At 61.4% G+C, this 19,291-nt stretch carries 18 protein-coding genes; 4 read left to right on the top strand and 14 right to left on the bottom strand.

Annotated features, from left to right (window positions below; all coding sequences use genetic code 11):
- Positions 1-25: 25 nt before the first annotated feature.
- The 13 genes from ToN1_RS00720 to bssD form a co-directional block, all read right to left on the bottom strand.
- The gene (locus ToN1_RS00720; protein WP_169206352.1) at positions 26-1,588 is read right to left on the bottom strand and encodes an amidohydrolase; all 1,563 of its coding nucleotides are present in this window, start codon (positions 1,586-1,588) and stop codon (positions 26-28) included.
- Complete coding sequence (locus ToN1_RS00715; RefSeq protein WP_169206351.1) at positions 1,585-2,529, bottom strand: SDR family oxidoreductase; 945 nt, start codon at positions 2,527-2,529, stop codon at positions 1,585-1,587. The genes ToN1_RS00720 and ToN1_RS00715 overlap by 4 nt, the downstream gene beginning before the upstream one ends.
- 22 nt (positions 2,530-2,551) lie before the next feature.
- Positions 2,552-3,475, bottom strand: a complete 924-nt coding sequence (locus tag ToN1_RS00710) for a DUF4037 domain-containing protein (RefSeq protein WP_169206350.1) — start codon at positions 3,473-3,475, stop codon at positions 2,552-2,554.
- Positions 3,472-4,056 (bottom strand): YgiT-type zinc finger protein, encoded by a 585-nt coding sequence (locus tag ToN1_RS00705; RefSeq protein WP_169206349.1) that lies wholly within the window; start codon positions 4,054-4,056, stop codon positions 3,472-3,474. Before ToN1_RS00705 ends, ToN1_RS00710 begins: the two co-directional genes overlap by 4 nt.
- A 53-nt stretch (positions 4,057-4,109) precedes the next feature.
- A complete protein-coding gene (locus tag ToN1_RS00700) occupies positions 4,110-4,634 on the bottom strand; it encodes a hypothetical protein (RefSeq protein ID WP_169206348.1) in 525 nt (174 codons plus the stop codon).
- A gap of 14 nt (positions 4,635-4,648) precedes the next feature.
- Complete coding sequence (locus tag ToN1_RS00695) at positions 4,649-4,930, bottom strand: MoaD/ThiS family protein (protein WP_169206347.1); 282 nt, start codon at positions 4,928-4,930, stop codon at positions 4,649-4,651.
- Positions 4,927-5,487 (bottom strand): DUF4125 family protein, encoded by a 561-nt coding sequence (locus tag ToN1_RS00690; RefSeq protein ID WP_244860926.1) that lies wholly within the window; start codon positions 5,485-5,487, stop codon positions 4,927-4,929. Before ToN1_RS00690 ends, ToN1_RS00695 begins: the two co-directional genes overlap by 4 nt.
- Before the next feature lie 8 nt (positions 5,488-5,495).
- Positions 5,496-7,235 carry a vWA domain-containing protein gene (locus ToN1_RS00685; RefSeq protein WP_244860925.1) on the bottom strand — a complete coding sequence of 580 codons (1,740 nt, stop codon included), beginning with the start codon at positions 7,233-7,235 and terminating at the stop codon, positions 5,496-5,498.
- Between the two features lie 14 nt (positions 7,236-7,249).
- Positions 7,250-8,110 (bottom strand): AAA family ATPase, encoded by an 861-nt coding sequence (locus ToN1_RS00680; protein ID WP_169206345.1) that lies wholly within the window; start codon positions 8,108-8,110, stop codon positions 7,250-7,252.
- A 47-nt stretch (positions 8,111-8,157) separates the two neighbouring features.
- Positions 8,158-8,388 carry a benzylsuccinate synthase beta subunit family protein gene (locus tag ToN1_RS00675; protein ID WP_084600614.1) on the bottom strand — a complete coding sequence of 77 codons (231 nt, stop codon included), beginning with the start codon at positions 8,386-8,388 and terminating at the stop codon, positions 8,158-8,160.
- Between the two features lie 77 nt (positions 8,389-8,465).
- Positions 8,466-11,060 (bottom strand): glycyl radical protein, encoded by a 2,595-nt coding sequence (locus tag ToN1_RS00670; RefSeq protein ID WP_210147950.1) that lies wholly within the window; start codon positions 11,058-11,060, stop codon positions 8,466-8,468.
- 23 nt (positions 11,061-11,083) lie between these two features.
- A complete protein-coding gene (locus ToN1_RS00665; protein ID WP_169206343.1) occupies positions 11,084-11,266 on the bottom strand; it encodes a benzylsuccinate synthase gamma subunit family protein in 183 nt (60 codons plus the stop codon).
- 17 nt (positions 11,267-11,283) lie between these two features.
- Positions 11,284-12,282 (bottom strand): [benzylsuccinate synthase]-activating enzyme, encoded by a 999-nt coding sequence (gene bssD / locus ToN1_RS00660; RefSeq protein WP_169206342.1) that lies wholly within the window; start codon positions 12,280-12,282, stop codon positions 11,284-11,286.
- 295 nt (positions 12,283-12,577) lie between these two features.
- Between bssD and ToN1_RS00655 the strand changes: the two genes are divergently transcribed.
- From ToN1_RS00655 to ToN1_RS00640, 4 genes are all read left to right on the top strand, one after another.
- Entirely contained in the window at positions 12,578-14,215 is a 1,638-nt protein-coding gene (locus ToN1_RS00655; RefSeq protein ID WP_169206341.1) for a PAS domain-containing sensor histidine kinase, read from the top strand.
- A gap of 311 nt (positions 14,216-14,526) precedes the next feature.
- Positions 14,527-14,835 carry a metal-sulfur cluster assembly factor gene (locus tag ToN1_RS00650; protein WP_169206340.1) on the top strand — a complete coding sequence of 103 codons (309 nt, stop codon included), beginning with the start codon at positions 14,527-14,529 and terminating at the stop codon, positions 14,833-14,835.
- Between the two features lie 84 nt (positions 14,836-14,919).
- Entirely contained in the window at positions 14,920-15,981 is a 1,062-nt protein-coding gene (locus tag ToN1_RS00645; RefSeq protein WP_244860924.1) for a hypothetical protein, read from the top strand.
- A 187-nt stretch (positions 15,982-16,168) separates the two neighbouring features.
- A complete protein-coding gene (locus ToN1_RS00640) occupies positions 16,169-16,675 on the top strand; it encodes a TIGR00645 family protein (RefSeq protein WP_169206339.1) in 507 nt (168 codons plus the stop codon).
- A gap of 25 nt (positions 16,676-16,700) precedes the next feature.
- On the opposite strand, the gene ToN1_RS00635 is transcribed toward ToN1_RS00640, so the two are convergent.
- Positions 16,701-19,280: a [protein-PII] uridylyltransferase gene (locus tag ToN1_RS00635; RefSeq protein ID WP_169206338.1), complete on the bottom strand. Its 2,580-nt coding sequence runs from the start codon at positions 19,278-19,280 to the stop codon at positions 16,701-16,703.
- Between the last annotated feature and the right edge of the window lie 11 nt (positions 19,281-19,291).

Here is a 19,291-nt window from a genome sequence, read left to right as displayed (position 1 = left end):
CACAATCTTGTGATGCCGGGCGCGTCTATCGTGCCCAGACGATCTTCCCGCCGATCAGAGTCATGACGACCTGCGCGCGCGCGAGATCGTCGGCCGTCGCCCACTCTCCGGCGCCTTCGACAAGGACGAGGTCGGCGCGCCGGCCCGCTTCGATCGTTCCCGTCGCATTTTCATCGCCGGCTGCGCAGGCGCCTCCGCGCGTGTAGAGGCGCAGCGCATCGGCTGCTGTAATCGCCTCGTCAACGGCCACGCCTCGCCCGGCCCCATCGCGTCGGCTGACGGCCGCCTTCAGGCCTTCCAGCGGAACACAGGACACGAGCGGAGCGTCGGATCCGAACGCGAGCGGGATGCGGTGACGTAGGAAGGAGCGGAATGGAAAGAGGGCGGGGTGCGCCGGGTCCGGTTCCCGCGCATTCAAGGCTTGTGCAGCCAGCGGCAACAGGCCGGGTTGCGCGACGACGATTGCTCCACTCTGTGCGACGCGGTCCAGCCACCCGGTCGGGCACGCCGGGCAGTGCTCGAAGCGCGGGCGCAGGCGGGGTGCGAGACCGGCCTGGTCAAGCCATGCAAGCGTGTTCAGCGAGCGGTCGAGCAGCGTGAGGTCCGGGACGTGGAAGGCCAGCTGGAAACCCGCGCGGTGGGCCGTCAAGGCAGTGGCGTCGATCAGTTCCTGCGCTGGCTCAGGGTCACCCGTACTTTCGTCGAGAGCGATCTTCGCTGCGCCCAGTCGTAATTCTTCCGGAGGACAGTCGGGATGGGTGCTGCCCGTGCGCATCCCCAGTTCGGCGAAGGCGTCCACACTGTCTGCGCCGGTGAACAAGGAAATGCGTGGGCTGATGAGACCCCGCCGCTTGTAATCGACCATCGCATGCCAGTGTGCGGGCGTGTTCGACCAGCTCGTGTCCTGCAAGGACGTGATGCCGCATTCGAGGAAGATGCGGTTGGCAGTGCGCAGACCCGCTTCGATCTCGTCCGAGGCAAGGGGCGGAATCGCTTGCGCCACCTGTGCATGGTTGCCGGAGACGACGCCGTTGAGGCGACCGCTCGTGTGTTCGCGGTGTACGATTCCCGCATCGGATGAAACCGCCGATTCGTCGATGCCGCACAGCGCCAGCGCCCGGCTGTTGAGCACGCAGTACTGCCCGGCACGCTCCACGACGATCACCGGTTGGCCTGGGGCAGCCTGGTCCAGTTCCCACCGCGTCGGTAACCGCTGCTCTGCGAGGCGGGTCGGGTCGCAGTTGGCCGCGCGCAACCAGTGCCCGTAACCCGTGTCAGCCGCGCGGGATCGAATCGCGTCGATCAGGCCTGCAATGTCGCTTACAGCGGGCGACGCGCAGTCGACATAGCGCGTGGTCATCGCCAGGGCGACCGGGTGACAGTGCGCATCGTTAAATCCCGGAATCACCGTCCTACCCTGGCAATCCACCAGTCGCGTCTGCGGCCCTGCAAGCGCGGCACGCGCGAACTGATCGCCGACATACAGGATGCGGCCGTCGCGGACCGCGATCAGATCATTGGCGCGCCTACCCGGCATCCACTCGGGCGTGAAGGCGACGAGGTTGAACAGGATCAGATCGGCATTCATCGCTCGCCGGCGGCAGCCGCCTCGTGGCGTTTGACGGCCAGATAGTACTTCAGGGTTTCGCGCAGCCCGTTGCGGAACGGCGTGTGTGCGAAGTCAAACAGCCGGTCGATCTTCGTGCCGTCGTAGACCAGATCCTCGTCGATGGGGAAGGGCAGCGGAAGGTTACTGCGCGCGATCTCGGCGGGAGCTAACCTCAGTGTATTGACTGCCTTGCCGGTGATTTCGCTAAGCACCTCGACAATGCGGGCGTAGGAGACCGGCTCGCCCGAGGCCAGATTGAAGGTTTCGCCGAACGCGCGCGGCTCGCCGATGCACTGCCAGAGCAGGCGCGCCATGTCGACGACCCAGATGAAATTGAACACGGACGTATCCGGCTCGGGAACGACGATGGGCTCGCGGTGGCGCAGGCGGTCGAAGAAGTAGGTCTCGCGCGGCGCATAGTTGTAATAGCCATAGACGATGGCCGGCCGCAGCACCGTCAGCACGATCCCGAGCCGTTCGCACGCACGGCGCGCGGACTGCTCGGCGAGGCATTTTTGATAACCGTAGTCGGCGTATTCGCCCAGTTCCGGCTGCGGACCGTCGAGGGTCGGGGCGTTCTCGTCCACGGGCCGGCGCCCCGTTTTGCGGTATACGGTGGTGGTGCTGATCAGCAGATACTGGCGAACCGTGCCGCGCAGGTTGTCAAGCAGGGTCTCCACATGCGCCGGGGTGTAGGCACAGAAATCGACGACCGCATCCCATTCACGAGCCGGAATCGCATCGCGCACCTGGCCCGCCAGTTCGCGGTCGCCGACGTGCTCGGTGACGCCGTCCATGCGCAAGGGCAGCTTGCCGCGGTTGAATACGTGGATCTCCGCCCCCGGCATCTTCAGCGCCTCCTCGACAAAGACGCGGCCGCAAAAATAGCTGCCGCCGATGACCAATACCTGTTTAGACATAGGAGACTCCCGTATTCCCGCTTCAGCCGATGAGCACGCTCAGGCGCCGCAGGGCCGGATCGTCGATGCGTTCGTGGATGTGCGGACCGTGATCGACGAGAAAGGGACTGTCGGAGTCGGTCAGGCCTTCGGCCCGCAGTTCGGCGATGGTCATGGCACACAGCGCCTCGATGTGCGCACGCTTCTCGTTCGCGTCCGCCGACGACATCATTGCGGTGATTCTGTCATGCACGAGGAGGCCCAACCGCGGTAGTGCCGACAGACCGCGGTGCCGCCACTTGTAGTACGGCGCATAGCGACGGTTCAGCAGATAGACCAGCGACATCAGATCGTTGCAGAACGAGGTTTCCGCATATTGCGCGACGAACGCTTCCCCGCGCCCGAGCGCGCGCGTGAAGTTGTATTGACCTGCCTGGCCGATCGACATGCAGCGCGCCGCGATCTTTGCGAGCCGGACGTCCTCGGGATAGAACGCGAGCAGCCGTCGCCGACGCTGCGAGAAATCGTCGAGCGGGTCGTGGAAGACGCGGCCGGAAGTGCAGGCCGCGAGATATTTTTCCGGAATGCGCAGCCAGTCGAAAAGCGTCTGCGGGCCGTCCGGATGGCCGAGGAACTGCTTGTACCAGGTTCCCGTTTGGAACACGCCTATGCGTCCTTCGCCCCATTCGGTGGTCGAGCGTGCAAAGCCGTCGAAGCACTTCGGCAGCCGGTCGTAGGCCTGTTGTAGCGGCGCGCCGATCGCCGCGTAATCCTCATCGCTCAGCCACAGGCAGAATCCCGGCCCCCAATCATGGTCGCGCGATTGCTCGTCGTCGAAGCCGAGGCAATCGGAGCCGTCGCCGGCGAGCCCCACCGCGATGCGGTCGCGCCACGCGGCGAACTCGCCGGCTAGCAGTTCCCCGCCGTAGCGGTCGAAATACCGTTCGGCGAGTGTCAAACCGTTCATGGCGCGACCGCGTAATCGATCACTTCAACTGTCTCGCTGCCGGTAAAGGCCTGCTCGGCAATTAGCGCGTTCAGCCGTCGCCCGACATCGGCATCGACATATTTTTCGCCGCACTGCTCGCACAGGCCGGCGGGCACCTTCTTGATGACATACAGCCGGCCTTCGAGACGGTAGTCGAAGTTGCCGACAGTCACCTGCTTGATGGCGCCGCCGCAGAAGTAGCAGGTCGTGGTCGAATCGGACATTGCTGGATCTCCGGGGGAACGGTGCAGGGCCGTGCGCCAAAAGGGGGGAGCGGGCACGTAGGCGTGGATGACGGCGAGCCAGTCGTCGGCGCGTGGCGCTGCGACGACGTGAACCGGTTTGCGGTCGTGGATGGCGCACAGGAGGTAGGCAGGATCCCGCCCGCAGTGCCGGTGTTCCTCGATGATCCGGCCGGAGCGCAGGGCGGTTTCGATCTGCGGCACCGCGATCTGTCCGGCCATCAGCGAACGGATCACGTGCTCGGACAGCACGTAGCGCGCGGCTTCGGCGCGTGCGGCGATCCATGCGCTTGCGCTGTCGGGGAGGGGAAGGGTCATAGGCAAAGCGGCCTCCGCGCATTCAGCAGGCCGAGCGCCGAGCGCAATTCCGGCTATTGATAGACGCCGGTGAAAATTTCATTCTCATCGGCAAACATTTTCTTGAACTTTGCCCGTGCATCGGCGCGCACGCGTTCGGCATGCTCATGATCCAGTCCGCGCCCCTGAATCCATTTCTCCAGATTGACGCCGCCGGGCAGCCATTTCTCCAGCGTCTCCCGTTCATACATCCATGCCTTGTCCCTGACGCCCAATGCGGACAGGATTTCCCAGACTTCGTCCTTGGTTTCGTCGTGGCAATAGACACACATGACGCAGCGGTTGAGCTGGAATTCCGTGATCAGCTTGCGGTCGTATTTGACGGCGGGGATCTTCTTTTCCTCGACGTAGGGATCCAGCTTCCTCGCCAGTTCCTCCACTTCCTCGCGCAGGCCGAACACGAGCCATTTTCCCCAATGCTCGAGATATTGCTTGTTGGTCAGCGGCTCGCCGCGCAGGGTGATGTAGTTGTAGCGGTACTCGATGTGGTCAAGAGGAACGACGAAGATGAAATGCGATTCCGGCCGATCGACGATCATGTGATGCCTCCCTATCAGCCTCCGGCAATGGCCGGAATCACGTTGATGACATCGCCCGCGCTCAGTCGGGTCTTCATGCCATCGAGGCTCACGGCGTTACGACCATTGACGAAGAATACGAACTGGGGTGAAAGGTCGCCATCATCGGTCGACAGTGCCGCAGCGAAGCCCGGATTGTGCTGATCGATCAGGCCGATCAAGCTTGCGACCGTGGTGTCCGCCGGAGCGTCGAGGGCGAGCTCGCTTTGTTTGATGCCCAGGACGCCGAGCAGATTCAGCCTGACGTCGATCTTCATGCCGTCTCTCCGTGTTTGAGCACGCTTTCGGCGTGATTCAGATCGCGATAGCCGTTCTTGCACACCAGCCGATGCAGAGCCTCGACCGCGAGATTTCGATTGGCGGAAACTGCTGCCTCGATATTCTCGAAATACAGCTCCAACGTTTGATCGCTGTAGGTTTCCAGTTCGCAGCCGAGATAGATCCCGAAGTTCCGGCCGTCGCCTGTTTCATCCATGCTGCGGCAACATCGCCGGTAAAGGGCGGGATAGCGACGCTCCAACTCTTCCTGCCAATTGCTTTCCACCGTGACGATCATGTCGATCAGCGGATTTTTTGATAGCGGCGGAATCAGGTTGTCCATGCGCGCGTATTTTTCGGCGAGCAGGTTACGTCCAACGCTCTCGGCCAATTCCAGGTCGGCCAGATAGGAGGCGAGCATCGGCCGCGTCCACGTTTCGAACAGGCTGGAACGGATGGTCTTGAAATTGCCGGGGGCGCTCTGACAGGGGGCGTGCCGGGCGCTCCTGACCCGGACGAACATCTGCCATTCGGCTTCCAGGACGTGGTCGAGCAAGGACGCACTCATTGCTGTGACGTCCTCGATTCACGCATTTCGCTGACGATCAGTTCGCCAAACAACTTGGGCAATTGCTCGCTTTTGTCGACGAACTTCACGAGACTGCCGTATTCGTCGCGCAGCGACTGTTTGGCGGACAGACTGCAACTGACGCCCAGTGTGAGCAGGCTGATGCTGTTGCCCTTGCAGTACTTGAGGGCATCCGCCACGCCGCAACCCCAATTCGAGGCGCCGTCGGTGATGTGGACCAGCAGTGTTTTCTTGCCTGGTATGCGGGTATTCATTGCCGTGGCGATGATCGCTTCGCCGGAAGCCGTCCGCCCGTGCGGCAGCACCGTCAGCATTCGGCCACCACGATATATCTCGGTGATGCGGCAGGCGTTTCTGACCTCGTTGTAGGCGAACAGTCGCGCGTTGGGCGCGTACTCCAGGATCGCAGTGAACAGCGTCTGGTAGATCATTTCCGCCTGGTCCCATTGAGTCGGGTCGGCCATCGATCCGGTTGCGTCCACCAGCAGCACGACGTTCTTGCGCATATCGAACTCGTGCTTCTTTTGTTGGAACACGGCACCGGTCGTGTGGGCGCGGTAAAGGCGGCGGCTATGGATCTTTCCCGAACTGAGGCCGCGGTTGAAAACGCTCCGGCGATCGGTGGCGTTTCGCACCACTTGCTCCAGCTTGTGCAAAAGCTGGCGATCGACGCGGTTGCGCGCGAGCATCACGATGTCGTTGCCCTCGACTCGTGCGACGTTCTCGAAGTTTGCGACGTTGCCCTTGATCTGATCGGTGAAATCCCGGTTCTTCTGCGGTAGCGCCGCCTCGATCAGGTTGGCGTAATTGACGATGGTGGCCTTGACGGCCGCTTGCTCTGCCTCTTCCTGGGCCAATTCATCATCATCGCCCATGTCGGGCATCATGAACCGGTCGCTGCGGTCGCCTGGCCAGAAGCGGATGTGACCGAGCACTTCGCGCCAAAGGTTTTCATAGAGATCGAGGCGGAAATCACATCGGTCGCTGACGCTCGGAAGTGCCGGGCAGTCGTCGCGCAGGGCCGGCACGATGCTGTTCATGGTCTCCATCGGCTTCCTGTAGTACTGGTCCAGGCTGCCGCGCATGACCAGGCCGCCCAGCGTGAGATCGCTATGGCCGTGCTTGTAGAGTTCGGGGTCGCGATGGGCCGCCAAACGCCACCAAAGATGCAACATCTCGGACAGGGTGGGGGGCTTGATCAGGCTCTTCAGCGTCTTGACGATACGCCAGTCACGTGCCACCTCGGCGTAGTAGCCAAGCACGCTCGTGTTGGCGAGGCCGTCGACGTAAACGGACTCGCAGACGCTGAAGAACATGTCGAACTTGTATTCGTACTGCGTCGGCGGCTGTACGCGCTGCCTGAGCATTTCGCGCAGCCGCTCGGACCACTCGACGCGCTTGTACGCTTCCTGCACCATGATGCCGACCATCAGATCGGTCTTGCCCGCCGGCACCGGATACGTCCCCATTATCGGTGTCGGATCGAGCGCGAGCGCGTTGTCGAGCTCCATTCCCGACCAGACGATTTCTCCGACATTGCGGCCGATGAAAGTCGACAGTTTTCGAATGGCGACCAATAGCTTCACCAACTCGACCGATTCGATCGGCGACTTGTCGCGACGCCAGAAATCCGAATAGCCCTCTTCGCCGGGGATGACGAAACGCGTGACGTCGCCCGCGTCGTTCATCAGCCTGAGTGTGGTGTCGTAGGTCATGGCAATGGAAGACCTCAGGCAGCGATGTATTGAACGTACTCTGTCTTGCTTTTTTCCACCTTCCCCTGATTCACGTGCAGCGACAGCAAAACCGATTCGAGCGTCTTCTTGTCGGTCTGGAGGCTTGTCACGATGGCTTCGCGCAGTGTTCCGCCTGCGGCGATCATCTCGCCCAGCATCAGGATCTTGCGTGTGGAAACGTCGACGCCCAGGTCGGCATTGGCGCGAATGCTGTTCGCCACCGTGATGATTTCCCTCGCCTGTTCATGCGTCACGCCGGTCTTCTTTTCCAGCACCTCGATTTCCACTTCGTTCGGCAGGAAATCCATTGTCGTGACATAGAAGCGATCGCGCAGGGCCGGGTCGAGCAACTCGGTGCCGACGAATTCGGCCCCTTCGTTGAGCGTCGCGAAGAAAACGACCCCGGGCGCCACCTGCAACAGTCCCAGTTCGTCCATCCACACCTGACGATCATCGGAGAGGATGGAGAAGAGCATGTTCAACGCCTTCGGGTGCTCGGGGCGATTGATTTCCTCAAGGTGAATGACGCAGTTGGGTGTCTGGATGGCCTGCGGGAAGAGGAACTGCTTGTAGCGAGTCTCCCCGTTCTCCAGCGCGTATTCACCGAACAATTGCCCCGGCTCGGACAGGATGCCGATCTGGAAAGTGGCCAAAGGCAGCCTGTTGACGGCAGCGTATTGCCGCACCAGCGAAGATTTGCCGCAACCCTGCTTCCCGACCACCAGGACGTTGACGGGATGCTTTTTGGATATCTTCGAGAACTTGTCGAGAAAGCTCTGGTTTTCCGTACTTACATAGTAGTAAGGGTCAACTTCCGGAACGAACAGGCCATTTGCGCTAGAAGAAATTTTCATGATCTCTTGTTACCCTCATCGAGAGGTGAGCAACATTCGTCCGATGTTCAGACGTGGTCGCGGAAGCTCAGTTTTCCTTCCTCGTGCCGGGCACAGGTCGTGTTCTCGACGTCCCTCAGCCAGCGTTTCCACACGCCCCCCATGGCGTGACGGTTGGCGGTGCATTGGCCGCGGTGCGGGTCGGTGGGATCGGGGGTTTGCCACTTGCAGCTCCGGCACGGCCGGGATGTCCCTGCTTCCGTGTGCGGCTGGTTTTGTAGGCTCTTTTCTGCTTGCATGATTTGTCTCCAATATCTTCTTGTGTGATTCAAAAGGGAGGGGGGCGGAACGCTGCCCCTCCTTTTAGCGGCGCTTCTCAGAGTTCGACGTTCAGGAATTCCAGATCGGACGCGCTGAAGTCCTGTTCCTGACGGGCAATGATCGTGTTCTGTCCATAGGTTGGAATGTCGACGAAGCGGGCGCTATAGCCTGAAACGCGAACGATCAGGTCATGGTGCTTCTCCGGTTCGCGCTGCGCGGCACGCATTTCGTCCGTGCTGACGACATTGAACTGAACATGGTCGATATTCAGGTCGTGCCACGTCTTCATGTACGAGTTCCAGATCTCGAAACCATGTTTGGAGCGCATGATCGGCACCGACAAACGCTGGTTCAGCAGGTTGCCCTTCTGGTTCTTCTGCACCTTGGAGACCGAGCGCAACACCGCCGTCGGACCTTTCTTGTCGGTGCCCATGTAGGGAGAAATGCCGCCGTCGTCCGCCGCCTCGCCGCCGAAGCGGCCGTCGGGCGTGGGGCCCGTGCGCGAACCGACCTCCATGTACAAGCCGACGGCCTGGCCTGTCGGCATCACCGGACCACCCGAGTAGTTGGTGATCTTGCGCATTTCGCCGCCGATGATTTCCTCGTAGAAGCGCGTGATGATGCTATCCGCGTAATCGTCGTCGTTGCCCCACTTCGGCGCCCGCTTGAAGTCGACCCGCATTTCCTCGAAGCCTTCCCAGTTCGCCTTCAGCGCCTGACTGAGCTGCTCGAGCGTGTACTTCTTGTCCTCGAACACCAGCTTCTTGATCGCGACGAGGGAGTTCGCCGCGACGATCGTCGTGATCGGGTTGTGCCAGCCGTTGGGCTGTTCCGACAGGGCGCACGCGTCCATGCCGAGTTCCATGCAGCCGTCGTCGATCGCGGACACGAAGGGCATCTGCAGGAAGCGCTGTTCGAAGTAGCGCGACACATCCTTGGTGCTGATACAGAGGTTGATCGCGTACTGGTACTGCTCGCGGAAGGCCTCCCAAACGTCCTCAAAGGTCTTCAGTGACGACAGATCACCGGTCTTCGGGCCCAGCTGCATGTCGGCGTACGACCAGTCGTAGCCGTCATTCAACGTGATTTCGAGCAGCTTGGCCGGGAAGATCGAGCCGCCGCCTTCCGAACGGGTCTTTTGCGTCTTGCGCCGGCCGTGGATGCCGGGCGACATGCACAGCACGTTGACCCAGTTGTGGGCTTCCTCGTCGGTGGCGCCGTTGCCGTTGAGACTGAACTTGGCGTATTCCTTCATCTGCTCCGTGCCGATCTCGTCGTGCTTGATCGACGGATAGCCGAGACCGTCGCGGATGCACTCGAAAACCCAGCGCAGCGTCTTGTCGCGGTTCTTCTTCGAATAGCGGAAGACGATGGAAGGCTCGGCCGTGCGGATCCGCTTGGCCGCCTCGAGGATGGCGTCGGTCATGTCGTTGCACGCATCCTCGCCCTTGGCGTTGGTGCCGCCGACGGTGAGGATGAACAGATCGTTCGAGCCCGGGAAGATCTCGCGGTAGGCGCGCGACTTGCCGGCGCCGTGCTCGGAAATCTTCAAACGTTCCATCTCGACCAGTTCCACCGCATCCATGTGGCTCATCGGCTGGAATTTCTTGTCGACGACGGAGGCCTTGTAGTACGGCCAAAGCAGCGTGTCTTCCTTCTGCGCGTAGCCGCTCGCGTAGCGTTCGATGGCGTGACAGATCAGGAAGGTGAAGAATTTCGCCTGCATCGCGTCCTTGAGGCCCTTGCAGGGCTCGGCGGGAATGCGCTGACAGATGTCGGCGATTTCGAGCAGCTCGGCCTGGCGCTTCGGATCGGTCTCGAAGTTTTCCGCGACGATCTTGCACAGCCGGCCCTGCCGGCGCGCCCAGCTGATCACCGCCTTGCAGGCGATGACCATCGCCTTCCAGTTGTCGATCTTCGCGATGTTGTCCAGGCCCTTGGTGCCGTCCCACGGGAAGGTGGACATGTCGGCCTGGGCTTCGGCGATATGCTTTTCGGCGAGCTTGATGCGCGCGAGCAGCCCGTCTTCCAGCACGGTTTCGTAGGGCGGCACGATGCTGTTGTAACCCGAGGCGAAGGACGGCGCCTCCATGCTGCTGACCTGATACATGCGCCCGAGGTCTGCCGGATCGAAATAGGGTTGGCACTTGCTCTGCAGGCTGTGCGGCTTCCAGTATTCGTTGATCGCCGCAGCCTCGTCGGCCGGCTGCGGCGAGTAGTCGCTCCGCAGGTAGTCCTGCACGGCCATGTGGGACAGTTCGGGATACAACGGAAACATGTTGGGATCTTCGGCGTGGTAGCCGACGATGAATTCGTCCTCCTGGAGCACCAGGGTCGACTTGTTCAGGACGTTCGCCAGGCCCAGCGCACGGCGGATGGCTTCCGGCTGGCCTTCGCTGGCCTTGTGCGCTTCGGTGAGATAGCGCATGCGCTCGATGCCGGCCGTGACGCTCTTTTCGATGAATTCGCCGGCAGATGCGTGTTTCCAGCGGCAACGCTCTTTCAGGCGCTTGGTCCTCGCCGTCGAAGGCTTTTGCAGATGCTCGTGCAACTCGTCGGCCGGAATTGTCGCTTCAGCCGGATTTTCCGGCGTGAACCTGAGCGTATTCCCCTTGTACTCCAGAACCTTGGCGCTTGCGATGTCATTCATGGCTGTCTCCTCGGGATTATGTTTTATCGTTTCGCGCAATACGCTTCGCAGTGCGTGCTGTTCTCGAAGACGGGCTTGGAGAGCCAGTATTTGCCTTTTTCATCTTCCTTTTGTCGCACGCAATCGGCCTTGCCGGCTTCGTAGTCATCGGCGCCTGGGGGGACAGGAAAGAAATTGGTGCACTGCTTGCATGTGGTCGTTTCCATGGATATGTCTCCTTTGATTATGTGATACACCCAGTGCCGACATCGCGAATCGTTTCGTGCTTGTCCGTCGTGATACCGACCAACCCGCCGATCGTCACGCTTTTGATGCCCGCGAGCTTCAAGCCTTTTGCCAAAGGCACTACCGTCTCGGGCGGGTTTTCCTCCACACCCAAGTATTTGTATTCTTTTTCCCTGCCCAGGGAGCAATATTTTCCTTCTCCATAGACGTGGTAATTGAGAATGTCGACGCCATCCAGTTGTGCGGAATGACGACCCAGATAGCTGATGTAGTCGTCGAAGTCTTGGGGGGAATCGTTGAATCCAGGAATTACGGGAATATGGATGCGGATATTGGCCCCGGATTGAATGAGGCGCTCGATGTTGTCGAGTATTGGCTGAAGCGGCCAACCAATTACCTCTTCATGCTTTTTGGAATTAAGGGATTTCAGGTCGACGATGAAAAGATCGACAAAGTCCAGCAGCGGCTCGATAACTGTCCAGTTCTTGGGAAAGCAGGACGTTTCGATTGCCACGTGGACGTCGCGCGCCTTTATTTCGCGCGCCAGTTCCAGCGTGAATGCAGGATGGAAGAGGGGATCGCCGCCGCTGATGGTGACTCCGCCGCCGCTATTGCGGTAGAAGAGGGAGTCCGATAAGGCTTCGCGCAGGATTTCCTCAACGCTCATGCGTTGCCCGACGGTGGTACGCGCGTCGGTCAGGCAGGCGGCGACGCAACGCATGCAGCGCTGACAGTCCGTGCGGTCGATCTCGACGGTCGTGCGGCCGTCCGAGTTGAGCACCAGTCGGGACGTCCCCGCGGGGCAGACGGCCACGCATCGGCCGCAGCCAACGCATCGCGCCGGGTAATAGTAGAACTCCTGTCGTACGTCCTGGGTTTCGGGGTTGTGGCACCACGGGCAACGTAGCGGGCAGCCCTTCAGGAAGATGGTCGTCCTGATCCCGGGCCCGTCCTGCAGGCTGAACCTCTGTATTTCGGTAACAAGAGGAATTCTCACGGCGGCCTCTGCAGTTGTTGCGCGTCAAACAAATGAGGGGTGCGACTATCACGCGACGGAGGACGCAGGTTCCGAGGCACTCAGGGCCTGCGACCGTGGATTGAATTAAGCACCACCCGTTGAACGTAACCAATTGGTGCGAACACTTAACGAAGGGGGGGTTGCCCCTAATGCAGTTGCGGCATCGCAGGCGCACAATCGGATCAGGCTCGGATCCAGGGATTGATATCTCTGCCGAAAGTGGGTCCCCGGTCGATTGCGCTGGCGCGTCCGGGAATGCGGGGAGATGGTGCGCATGAGGGATGACGAGTTCGACGCGGCATTGAACGACGAGCTGAGCGAGGATGCGTCGGTCGGCTACGAGGCGATCTTTCGCAACACGCCGGTGGCGATCTGCCACTTGTTCAATCGCAGGATCAGGCGCTGCAACCGGCGATACGAGATATTGTTCGGATACGAACGCGGCGAACTCGACAACCAGTCGGTTCGCGTGCATTACCCGAGTGATGAATCGTTTGCGACGATCGGTCGGAAATACGGCCACTTCTTCGAGCGCGATCACACCTTCAAGGACGAGCGGCCGTTCGTGCGCAAGGACGGCACGCTGATCTGGTGCATCGTCACCGGCACGTTGCTCGATCCGGCCAACCCCAAGCTCGGCAGCATCTGGGTGGTGCAGGACATCTCCGAACACAAGCGGATCGAGGAGGAATTGAAGGCCGACGTCGAGAAGCTCGAATTCGTCGTGCAGCAGCGCACCGTGGAGCTCAGCCGGCACGTCGCGCGTCTCGAGGAGGAAGTCGCGACGCGCCAGCGCGCCGAGGAAGTCGCGAACGAGAACCGCGAGAAATACCAGAAGCTCTTTCACATGCTGCCGATCGGCATTTCGATCACCGATACGCAGGGCACCATCCTCGAGGCCAATTGCCAATTTGCCGAAATGGTCGGCTTGCGGCGTGCGTCGCCCGAGAACTGGCGCAAACTGCCGTTGCGTTTCTTTCTGCACGACGGCACGGAGATCCCGAGGCATCGCCTGCCCTGGCAGATCCGCGATTTTCAGAAAGATTCGATCGACAACATCGAGATCGGGATGCGCGACGAGAAGGGGCGCAAGCTGCGCTGGCTGAGCGTGAGCTCATCCCTGATCGAGCGCAAGGACGAGCAGTTCGTCGTCGCCGCCTTCACCGACATCACCTACCGCAAGCGCATCGAAGAGCTCGAACGGTTGCGCCACGCGGAGCTCACGCGCTTGGGCCGGATCAACTCGATGGCCGAAATGGCGGCGGCGCTGGCGCACCAGATGGGGCAGCCGCTGGTGTCCGCGGTCAATTACCTGAACGGCTGCCGCTTGCGTCTCGAGCGCGTCGACGGCGTCGAGGAGATTTCCGAGTCCATGGGGCTCGCGCTCAAGTATCTCGAGCAGGCGGGCGAGATCCTGCGCCACGTCAAGGAGTTCGTCTGCAAGCACAAGCCCGACAAGGAACCCGAGAATATCAACGAGGTGATCCAGGACGCGCTCTCATTCCTGAATTTCGAGGTCCGCCGGCATGACGTCAGCGTCGACCTGCGGCTGCTGCAGGATCCCCCGCTGGTGCCGCTATGCAAAGTCGAGATTCAACAGGTGCTGTTCAACCTGATGAAGAACGGCATGGAGGCGATGACGGGCCTGCCGCCGGGGGCGCGCAAGCTCGTCATCGGCAGCGAGATCATCGATGAGGGTGGGGCGATGAAGGTGTTCGTCCAGGACCACGGCACGGGGCTCGAGAAGCGGTCCGCGAAGCGCGTGTTCGAGCCCTATTTCTCCACCAAGCCCGACGGGATGGGTATCGGCCTGACGATCTGCCGCTCGATTGTCGAGTCGCACGGCGGGCAGCTTTCGTTTTCGAGGATCGGCAAGGGCGGGTCGCGCTTTCAATTTACCTTGCCGATGTAGGGGCGATCTTTGCAGGAAAGTGACGTGAGTGTCGGATGCATAGGCTTAGTGCCCGGTCTTGTGGCCAAACTGTCACCGGTTCGATCCCGGTATGTGGCACCTGTGCCAAGAAAACAGACGGCCTGGGACGCCGGTTTCCATTTTTTCGCGCGAATTTTTCTACATGCTTCGCGTACGTGATTCTCCCCAGGCTATTGTCCTGGCTGTCCCATCGTCAGCCTGCACCGCAAGTCGCTCCTGACGGGTTGGAATATTTCGAGCCTTCGAGGTCATAATCGGACATTCCAGTTCTGTCGAGGAGGAGGTCCGCTATGTCAGCAATGCCCGATGTGGAATCCGTCAGGGAAGTGCTGCGGCAGGTGATTGACCCTGAGGTCGGGGTCAATATCGTCGATCTCGGTCTGGTCTACGGCATAGACATCGCACCCGGTCAGATCTCCATCCGGCTGACGATGACGTCGCCGGCCTGCCCCATGGGCGACATGATCATGAGCGACATCGATGCTGCGCTCGACGCGGCCTTGCCGCCGGAGATCGGCGTGGTGGTCAATCTCGTGTGGGATCCGCCATGGTCTCCCGAGATGATGAACAAGGATGCGCGCAGTCATTTCGGTTGGTAGTTACGTGCTGCCGCAAGGGTGCAGCGGGGGCAGGGGGCTGGGAGGTGGAGCAGAGTGAGTGCTGATCGGCGGAGCGTTCCGCGTGTGCCGTTGCTGTTGCTGGGCATGCTGTCATTGGTTTTTGGCGTCGCTGCGGGTTTGGCGCGGCTGGGGGCTGACATGCCTGCGCCCGCTGCGGCGCTGGCCGGATGGCATGCTGCCTTGATGATTTGTGCATTCTTCGGGACCGTCATCGGTCTCGAACGTGCGGTGGCGCTCGGGGGGGCTATCGCCTATCTGGGGCCGCTGGCTTCGGGCATCGGGGGCGTGGCGTTGCTGGCCGGCTTGCCCTTGCCTTGGGTGGAGTCGCTGTTCGTCTTTGCGTCGTGCGTGCTCTTCGGTGGGGCGATCGCTGTCGTGCGCCGGCAGTCGGCAATGTTCACGCGTACCCTCGCGGTCGGGGCAGGGTGCTGGCTGGCGGGAAATATGGCCTGGGTAACAAGCGGTTCGGTCCAGGCCGCGATTCCTTGGTGGCTCGCATTTCTTGTGGTCACGATCGCTGGCGAGAGACTCGAACTCACCCGCTTCCTTCCCGCGCGGCGCGAGGCTGCGCCGCTTTTCCGCATTGCCACCGCGACAACGCTCGGCGGCGCCGTCGCGGCATGGTTTTCCTCGTACGGTTTGATGTTGTTCGCGGCTGGACTATTTGGGCTATCGCTGTGGTTGCTGCGTTACGACATCGCGCGGCATAACGCACGACAGCGCGGGCTCGTCCGTTACATCGCGCTCTGCCTCCTCTCCGGCTATGTGTGGCTGGCCGCAGGGGCGCTGATCGGGCTCGTGGGCGGCTTCGCTCCCGGCCATCCGCTACGCGATGCGGCCCTGCATGCGATCGCGCTCGGTTTCGTGTTCGCAATGGTGTTCGGGCATGCGCCGATCATCTTTCCAGCTATCGCGCGGGTCAAGATTCCTTATCATCCGGTCTTCTATCTGCCGCTCGCACTGCTTCATGTCTCGCTCGTGATTCGCGTTTTAGGGGGCATCGGTGGCGGCGATGCATTGCCTTTGCTGCGGCTCGGGGGGCTCGCCAATGCGTTCGCGCTCCTCGTCTTCGTGATGACAATGGTGGGTAGCGTGCTGCGCGGCAGGGGTGCTGGCCGGGGATAGTGCGTAGTGATCTCGGTCGCAATACACCGCATGTTGGTACATGCGAATGTGATGTGATCGTCGCGTCCGTTCGCATGGAGCGTGCGTTGCAGAATGTATCGGAAGCGGAGGGCGCGGGCCGGGGGCGAATGCGATAGCTGCTAGAATTGCGCCCTTCCTGATTCACTGCATCGATCTTGCCTGAGAAATGAAAAGACTCGAGTCGGCCTTCGAACACATGCTCTTCGCCAGCCGTTGGCTGATGGCGCCCGTCTTCTTTGGGCTGATTCTGGCCTTGCTGGTGCTGCTCGTGAAGTTTGGAAAGGAGGTCTGGTTCCTCTTCAGCCACATCATGAGTGCGAGCGGCGCCGAGATGATCATCGGGGTGCTGTCGCTGGTCGATATCGCGCTGATCATGAGCCTGTTGATCATCATCATGTTCAGCGGCTACGAGAACTTCGTGTCGAAGATGGAGGACCTGCACTCCCATACCGACCGTCCCGAGTGGATGGGGCATATCGGTTTCTCCGACCAGAAGATCAAACTGATCGGTTCGATCGTGGCAATTTCGGGTATCGAGTTGCTGAAGGCCTTCCTGAATGTTGATAACGTGAGCGACCGCCATCTCGCGTGGATGGTCGGGATTCACGTCACTTTCCTGGTATCGGGCGTGCTCTACGCCGTGATGGATCGCCTGCAGGGCAAGGGGCACTGACGCGACGTGTTCGCCTGCAGGGAGCCTAGACCTGCAGGCGTTCAAGCAGCTCGCGTTCAACCTGCAGGATCTGACCGTCGAGAGTGAGGCGCTGCCCACTGATCAGGAAAGTGTCTTCGGCCCGCTCGCCCAGTGTTGCGATCTTTGCCGTGTGCAAACGGATTTCGTGACGTGCAAGCACCTCAGCGACGGCGAACAGGAGGCCGGGGCGATCCGCTGCGACGAGGGAGAGGATGAAGTGTTTTCCCGGTTCGTCCGGGTGAATGCTGATCTGCGGGGTGATCGGGAAATGCTTCATCTGGCGGGAGAGGCGGCCTTGTGTCGGACGGTCCGGTGGTCCGGGGTGTTTGAGTCGTTCCGTCAGTTCATGCTCAAGCAGCTGGATGACGTCGCGATAGTGTGCGGCATTGCCCGGGTCCTGCAGGATGAAGCTGTCTAGCGCGTAGCCATGACGCGTCGTGTGCACCTTGGCGTCCAGGATCGAGAACCCGAGCCGACCGAAGAAACCGGTCATGCGCACGAACAAGTCTTTCTGGTCCGAGGTAAACACCATTACCTGCACGCCTTCCTCGTCGTCCAGGACCCGTGCCTTGACCACCGGCTCTTCGCTTTCCGGGCGGAAATACAGGATGCGGGTGTGCCACGCGATCTCTTCCGCCGAATGGCGCATGAAGTACACCGCGTCGAGCTGCATCCATAGGGCGTCCTCGACGCCCGGGCGCAGGCCGTGATAACGGAGCAGCCCGCGCGCGTCCTCCTGGCGGTCGTCGAGGCCCAGCGCCTGCTGCGGCGTGGCGCCGCGCAGCAGACGTTGCGTGGCGAAGAACAGGTCTTCGAGCAGCTTGCCTTTCCATCCGTTCCAGACCTTGGGGCTCGTGCCGCGGATATCCGCATGGGTCAGGAGGTAGAGGGCCGTGAGGCGCCGCTCGGTCTGCACCGTGTCCGCGAAGCGGCGGATGACGTCGGGATCGGACGTGTCCTCCTTCTGGGCGACCTGCGACATGGTGAGGTGATACGCCACCAGCCATATGACAAGGTCGGCGTCCTCCGGCGACAGGCCATGATGCTCGCAAAATTCGCGTGCGTCGGCCATTCCCAGCTGGGAGTGGTCGCCCCCGCGTCCCTTGGCGATGTCGTGGAAGAGGGCGGCGATGTACAGTAACCAGTGACGCTCGAACCCCAGGATCAGGCGCGTCATCAGCGGGTACTCGTGGGCATGCTCCCCCATCGTGAACCGCCGCATGTTGCGCAAGACCATGAGGATGTGCTGATCGACCGTGTAGACGTGGAACAGGTCGTGTTGCATCTGGCCCACGATGCGCCGCCACGCGGGCATGTAGTGGCTCAGGATGCCGTATTGGTTCATCCGTCGGAACTCATGCACGATGCCTCGTTTCTGCTTCAGCAGCTCGAGGAATAGTGCGCGGTTGGCAGGATCGGCGCGGAAGGCCGCATTGATTCGGGTACGGTTCAGCCACAGCGCGCGTAGCGTCCGCGCCGTCATCCCCTTGAGTTCCGACCGCTGCTGCAGTAGCAGGAAACACTCGAGGAGTGCCCGCGGATGTCGCTCGAAGGTGTCTTCGCTGCGGATGTCGAGCAGTTCGCGCACTGCCTGGAAGCGTTCATTGATCACGAAAGCGGCGCCGCCCCGATTGGGGAAGATCTCGGCACCGTAGTTCTGTAGCAGGATGGTGTTGGTCTGCGTGACCTTCTTGGCGTTCACGTAGTAGCGCTGCATGAACACTTCGGAGGCCCGCTTGGCTGCCGTCGCCTCGATGCCGAAGGCGCGCGCCAGCTTCTCCTGATGATCGAACAGCACGCGATCTTCGGCTCGTCCGGTCAGGTAATGCAGACGGATGCGCACGTGCTGCAGGAAGCGCTCGATGCTGCGCAGTTCGCTCGCCTCGGCGCCGGTTATGAGGCGCCGCCGCGCCAGATCACGCCAGTTTCGGCCGAGTCCCGCAGCGCGGGCGATCCAACCCAGCATCTGCAGATCACGAAGGCCGCCCGGGCTTTCCTTGCAGTTCGGTTCGAGCGAGTAGGGCGTGTCGTTGAAGCGCGCGTAGCGGTTATCCTGTTCGAGCTGCTTCGCCTTGTAGAAAATGCGCACGTCGAGCTGTTCCCGGTAGCGTCGGGAAAACTCCTCGAATAGGTGTGCGTTGCCGTCGAGCAGCCTCGCCTCCAGCAGGTTGGTCTGGATGGTGATGTCCTCTTCGGCGGCTTCGAGGCACTCGTCGAGTGTGCGGACGCTTTGGCCGATCTCGAGGCCGACGTCCCACAGGGCGCCGATCAGGGTGCTGATGCGGGCCTGCAAGGGGCTGTCGGCTGGGGTCGGCAGGAGTACCAGAAGGTCCACATCCGAGTGCGGGAAGAGTTCTCCGCGTCCATAACCGCCCACGCCGAGCAGTGCCACCTCACGCGGCATGGAGCATGCACGCCACAAGTGCACGATCGCCTCGTCGACCAGATGGGCCCGCCCCTTGAGGACGGTCGATGTCGCCGGGTGTGCCTCGTAGGCGGCGCGGATGCGGGCATTCCCGGTCGCGAGGTGCTCGCGTGCATGCGCCAGCGCCGCCTGGAAGTCATCGATCGACATGGCGCTCATGGCTTCCTCGG

The sequence above is a fragment of the Aromatoleum petrolei genome (assembly GCF_017894385.1).
GTDB lineage: Bacteria > Pseudomonadota > Gammaproteobacteria > Burkholderiales > Rhodocyclaceae > Aromatoleum > Aromatoleum petrolei.
The sequence above is the reverse complement of the archived record's forward strand: the minus strand, read 5'-3'. Positions and strand labels throughout refer to the sequence as shown.

Coding starts and splice junctions, on each gene's coding strand:
- ToN1_RS00720 (WP_169206352.1), bottom strand. CDS start 1,588: ATGAATGCCGATCTGATCCTGTTCAACCTCGTCGCCTTCACGCCCGAG.
- ToN1_RS00715 (WP_169206351.1), bottom strand. CDS start 2,529: ATGTCTAAACAGGTATTGGTCATCGGCGGCAGCTATTTTTGCGGCCGC.
- ToN1_RS00710 (WP_169206350.1), bottom strand. CDS start 3,475: ATGAACGGTTTGACACTCGCCGAACGGTATTTCGACCGCTACGGCGGG.
- ToN1_RS00705 (WP_169206349.1), bottom strand. CDS start 4,056: ATGACCCTTCCCCTCCCCGACAGCGCAAGCGCATGGATCGCCGCACGC.
- ToN1_RS00700 (WP_169206348.1), bottom strand. CDS start 4,634: ATGATCGTCGATCGGCCGGAATCGCATTTCATCTTCGTCGTTCCTCTT.
- ToN1_RS00695 (WP_169206347.1), bottom strand. CDS start 4,930: ATGAAGATCGACGTCAGGCTGAATCTGCTCGGCGTCCTGGGCATCAAA.
- ToN1_RS00685 (WP_244860925.1), bottom strand. CDS start 7,235: ATGACCTACGACACCACACTCAGGCTGATGAACGACGCGGGCGACGTC.
- ToN1_RS00680 (WP_169206345.1), bottom strand. CDS start 8,110: ATGAAAATTTCTTCTAGCGCAAATGGCCTGTTCGTTCCGGAAGTTGAC.
- ToN1_RS00675 (WP_084600614.1), bottom strand. CDS start 8,388: ATGCAAGCAGAAAAGAGCCTACAAAACCAGCCGCACACGGAAGCAGGG.
- ToN1_RS00670 (WP_210147950.1), bottom strand. CDS start 11,060: ATGAATGACATCGCAAGCGCCAAGGTTCTGGAGTACAAGGGGAATACG.
- ToN1_RS00665 (WP_169206343.1), bottom strand. CDS start 11,266: ATGGAAACGACCACATGCAAGCAGTGCACCAATTTCTTTCCTGTCCCC.
- ToN1_RS00655 (WP_169206341.1), top strand. CDS start 12,578: ATGAGGGATGACGAGTTCGACGCGGCATTGAACGACGAGCTGAGCGAG.
- ToN1_RS00650 (WP_169206340.1), top strand. CDS start 14,527: ATGTCAGCAATGCCCGATGTGGAATCCGTCAGGGAAGTGCTGCGGCAG.
- ToN1_RS00640 (WP_169206339.1), top strand. CDS start 16,169: ATGAAAAGACTCGAGTCGGCCTTCGAACACATGCTCTTCGCCAGCCGT.
- ToN1_RS00635 (WP_169206338.1), bottom strand. CDS start 19,280: ATGAGCGCCATGTCGATCGATGACTTCCAGGCGGCGCTGGCGCATGCA.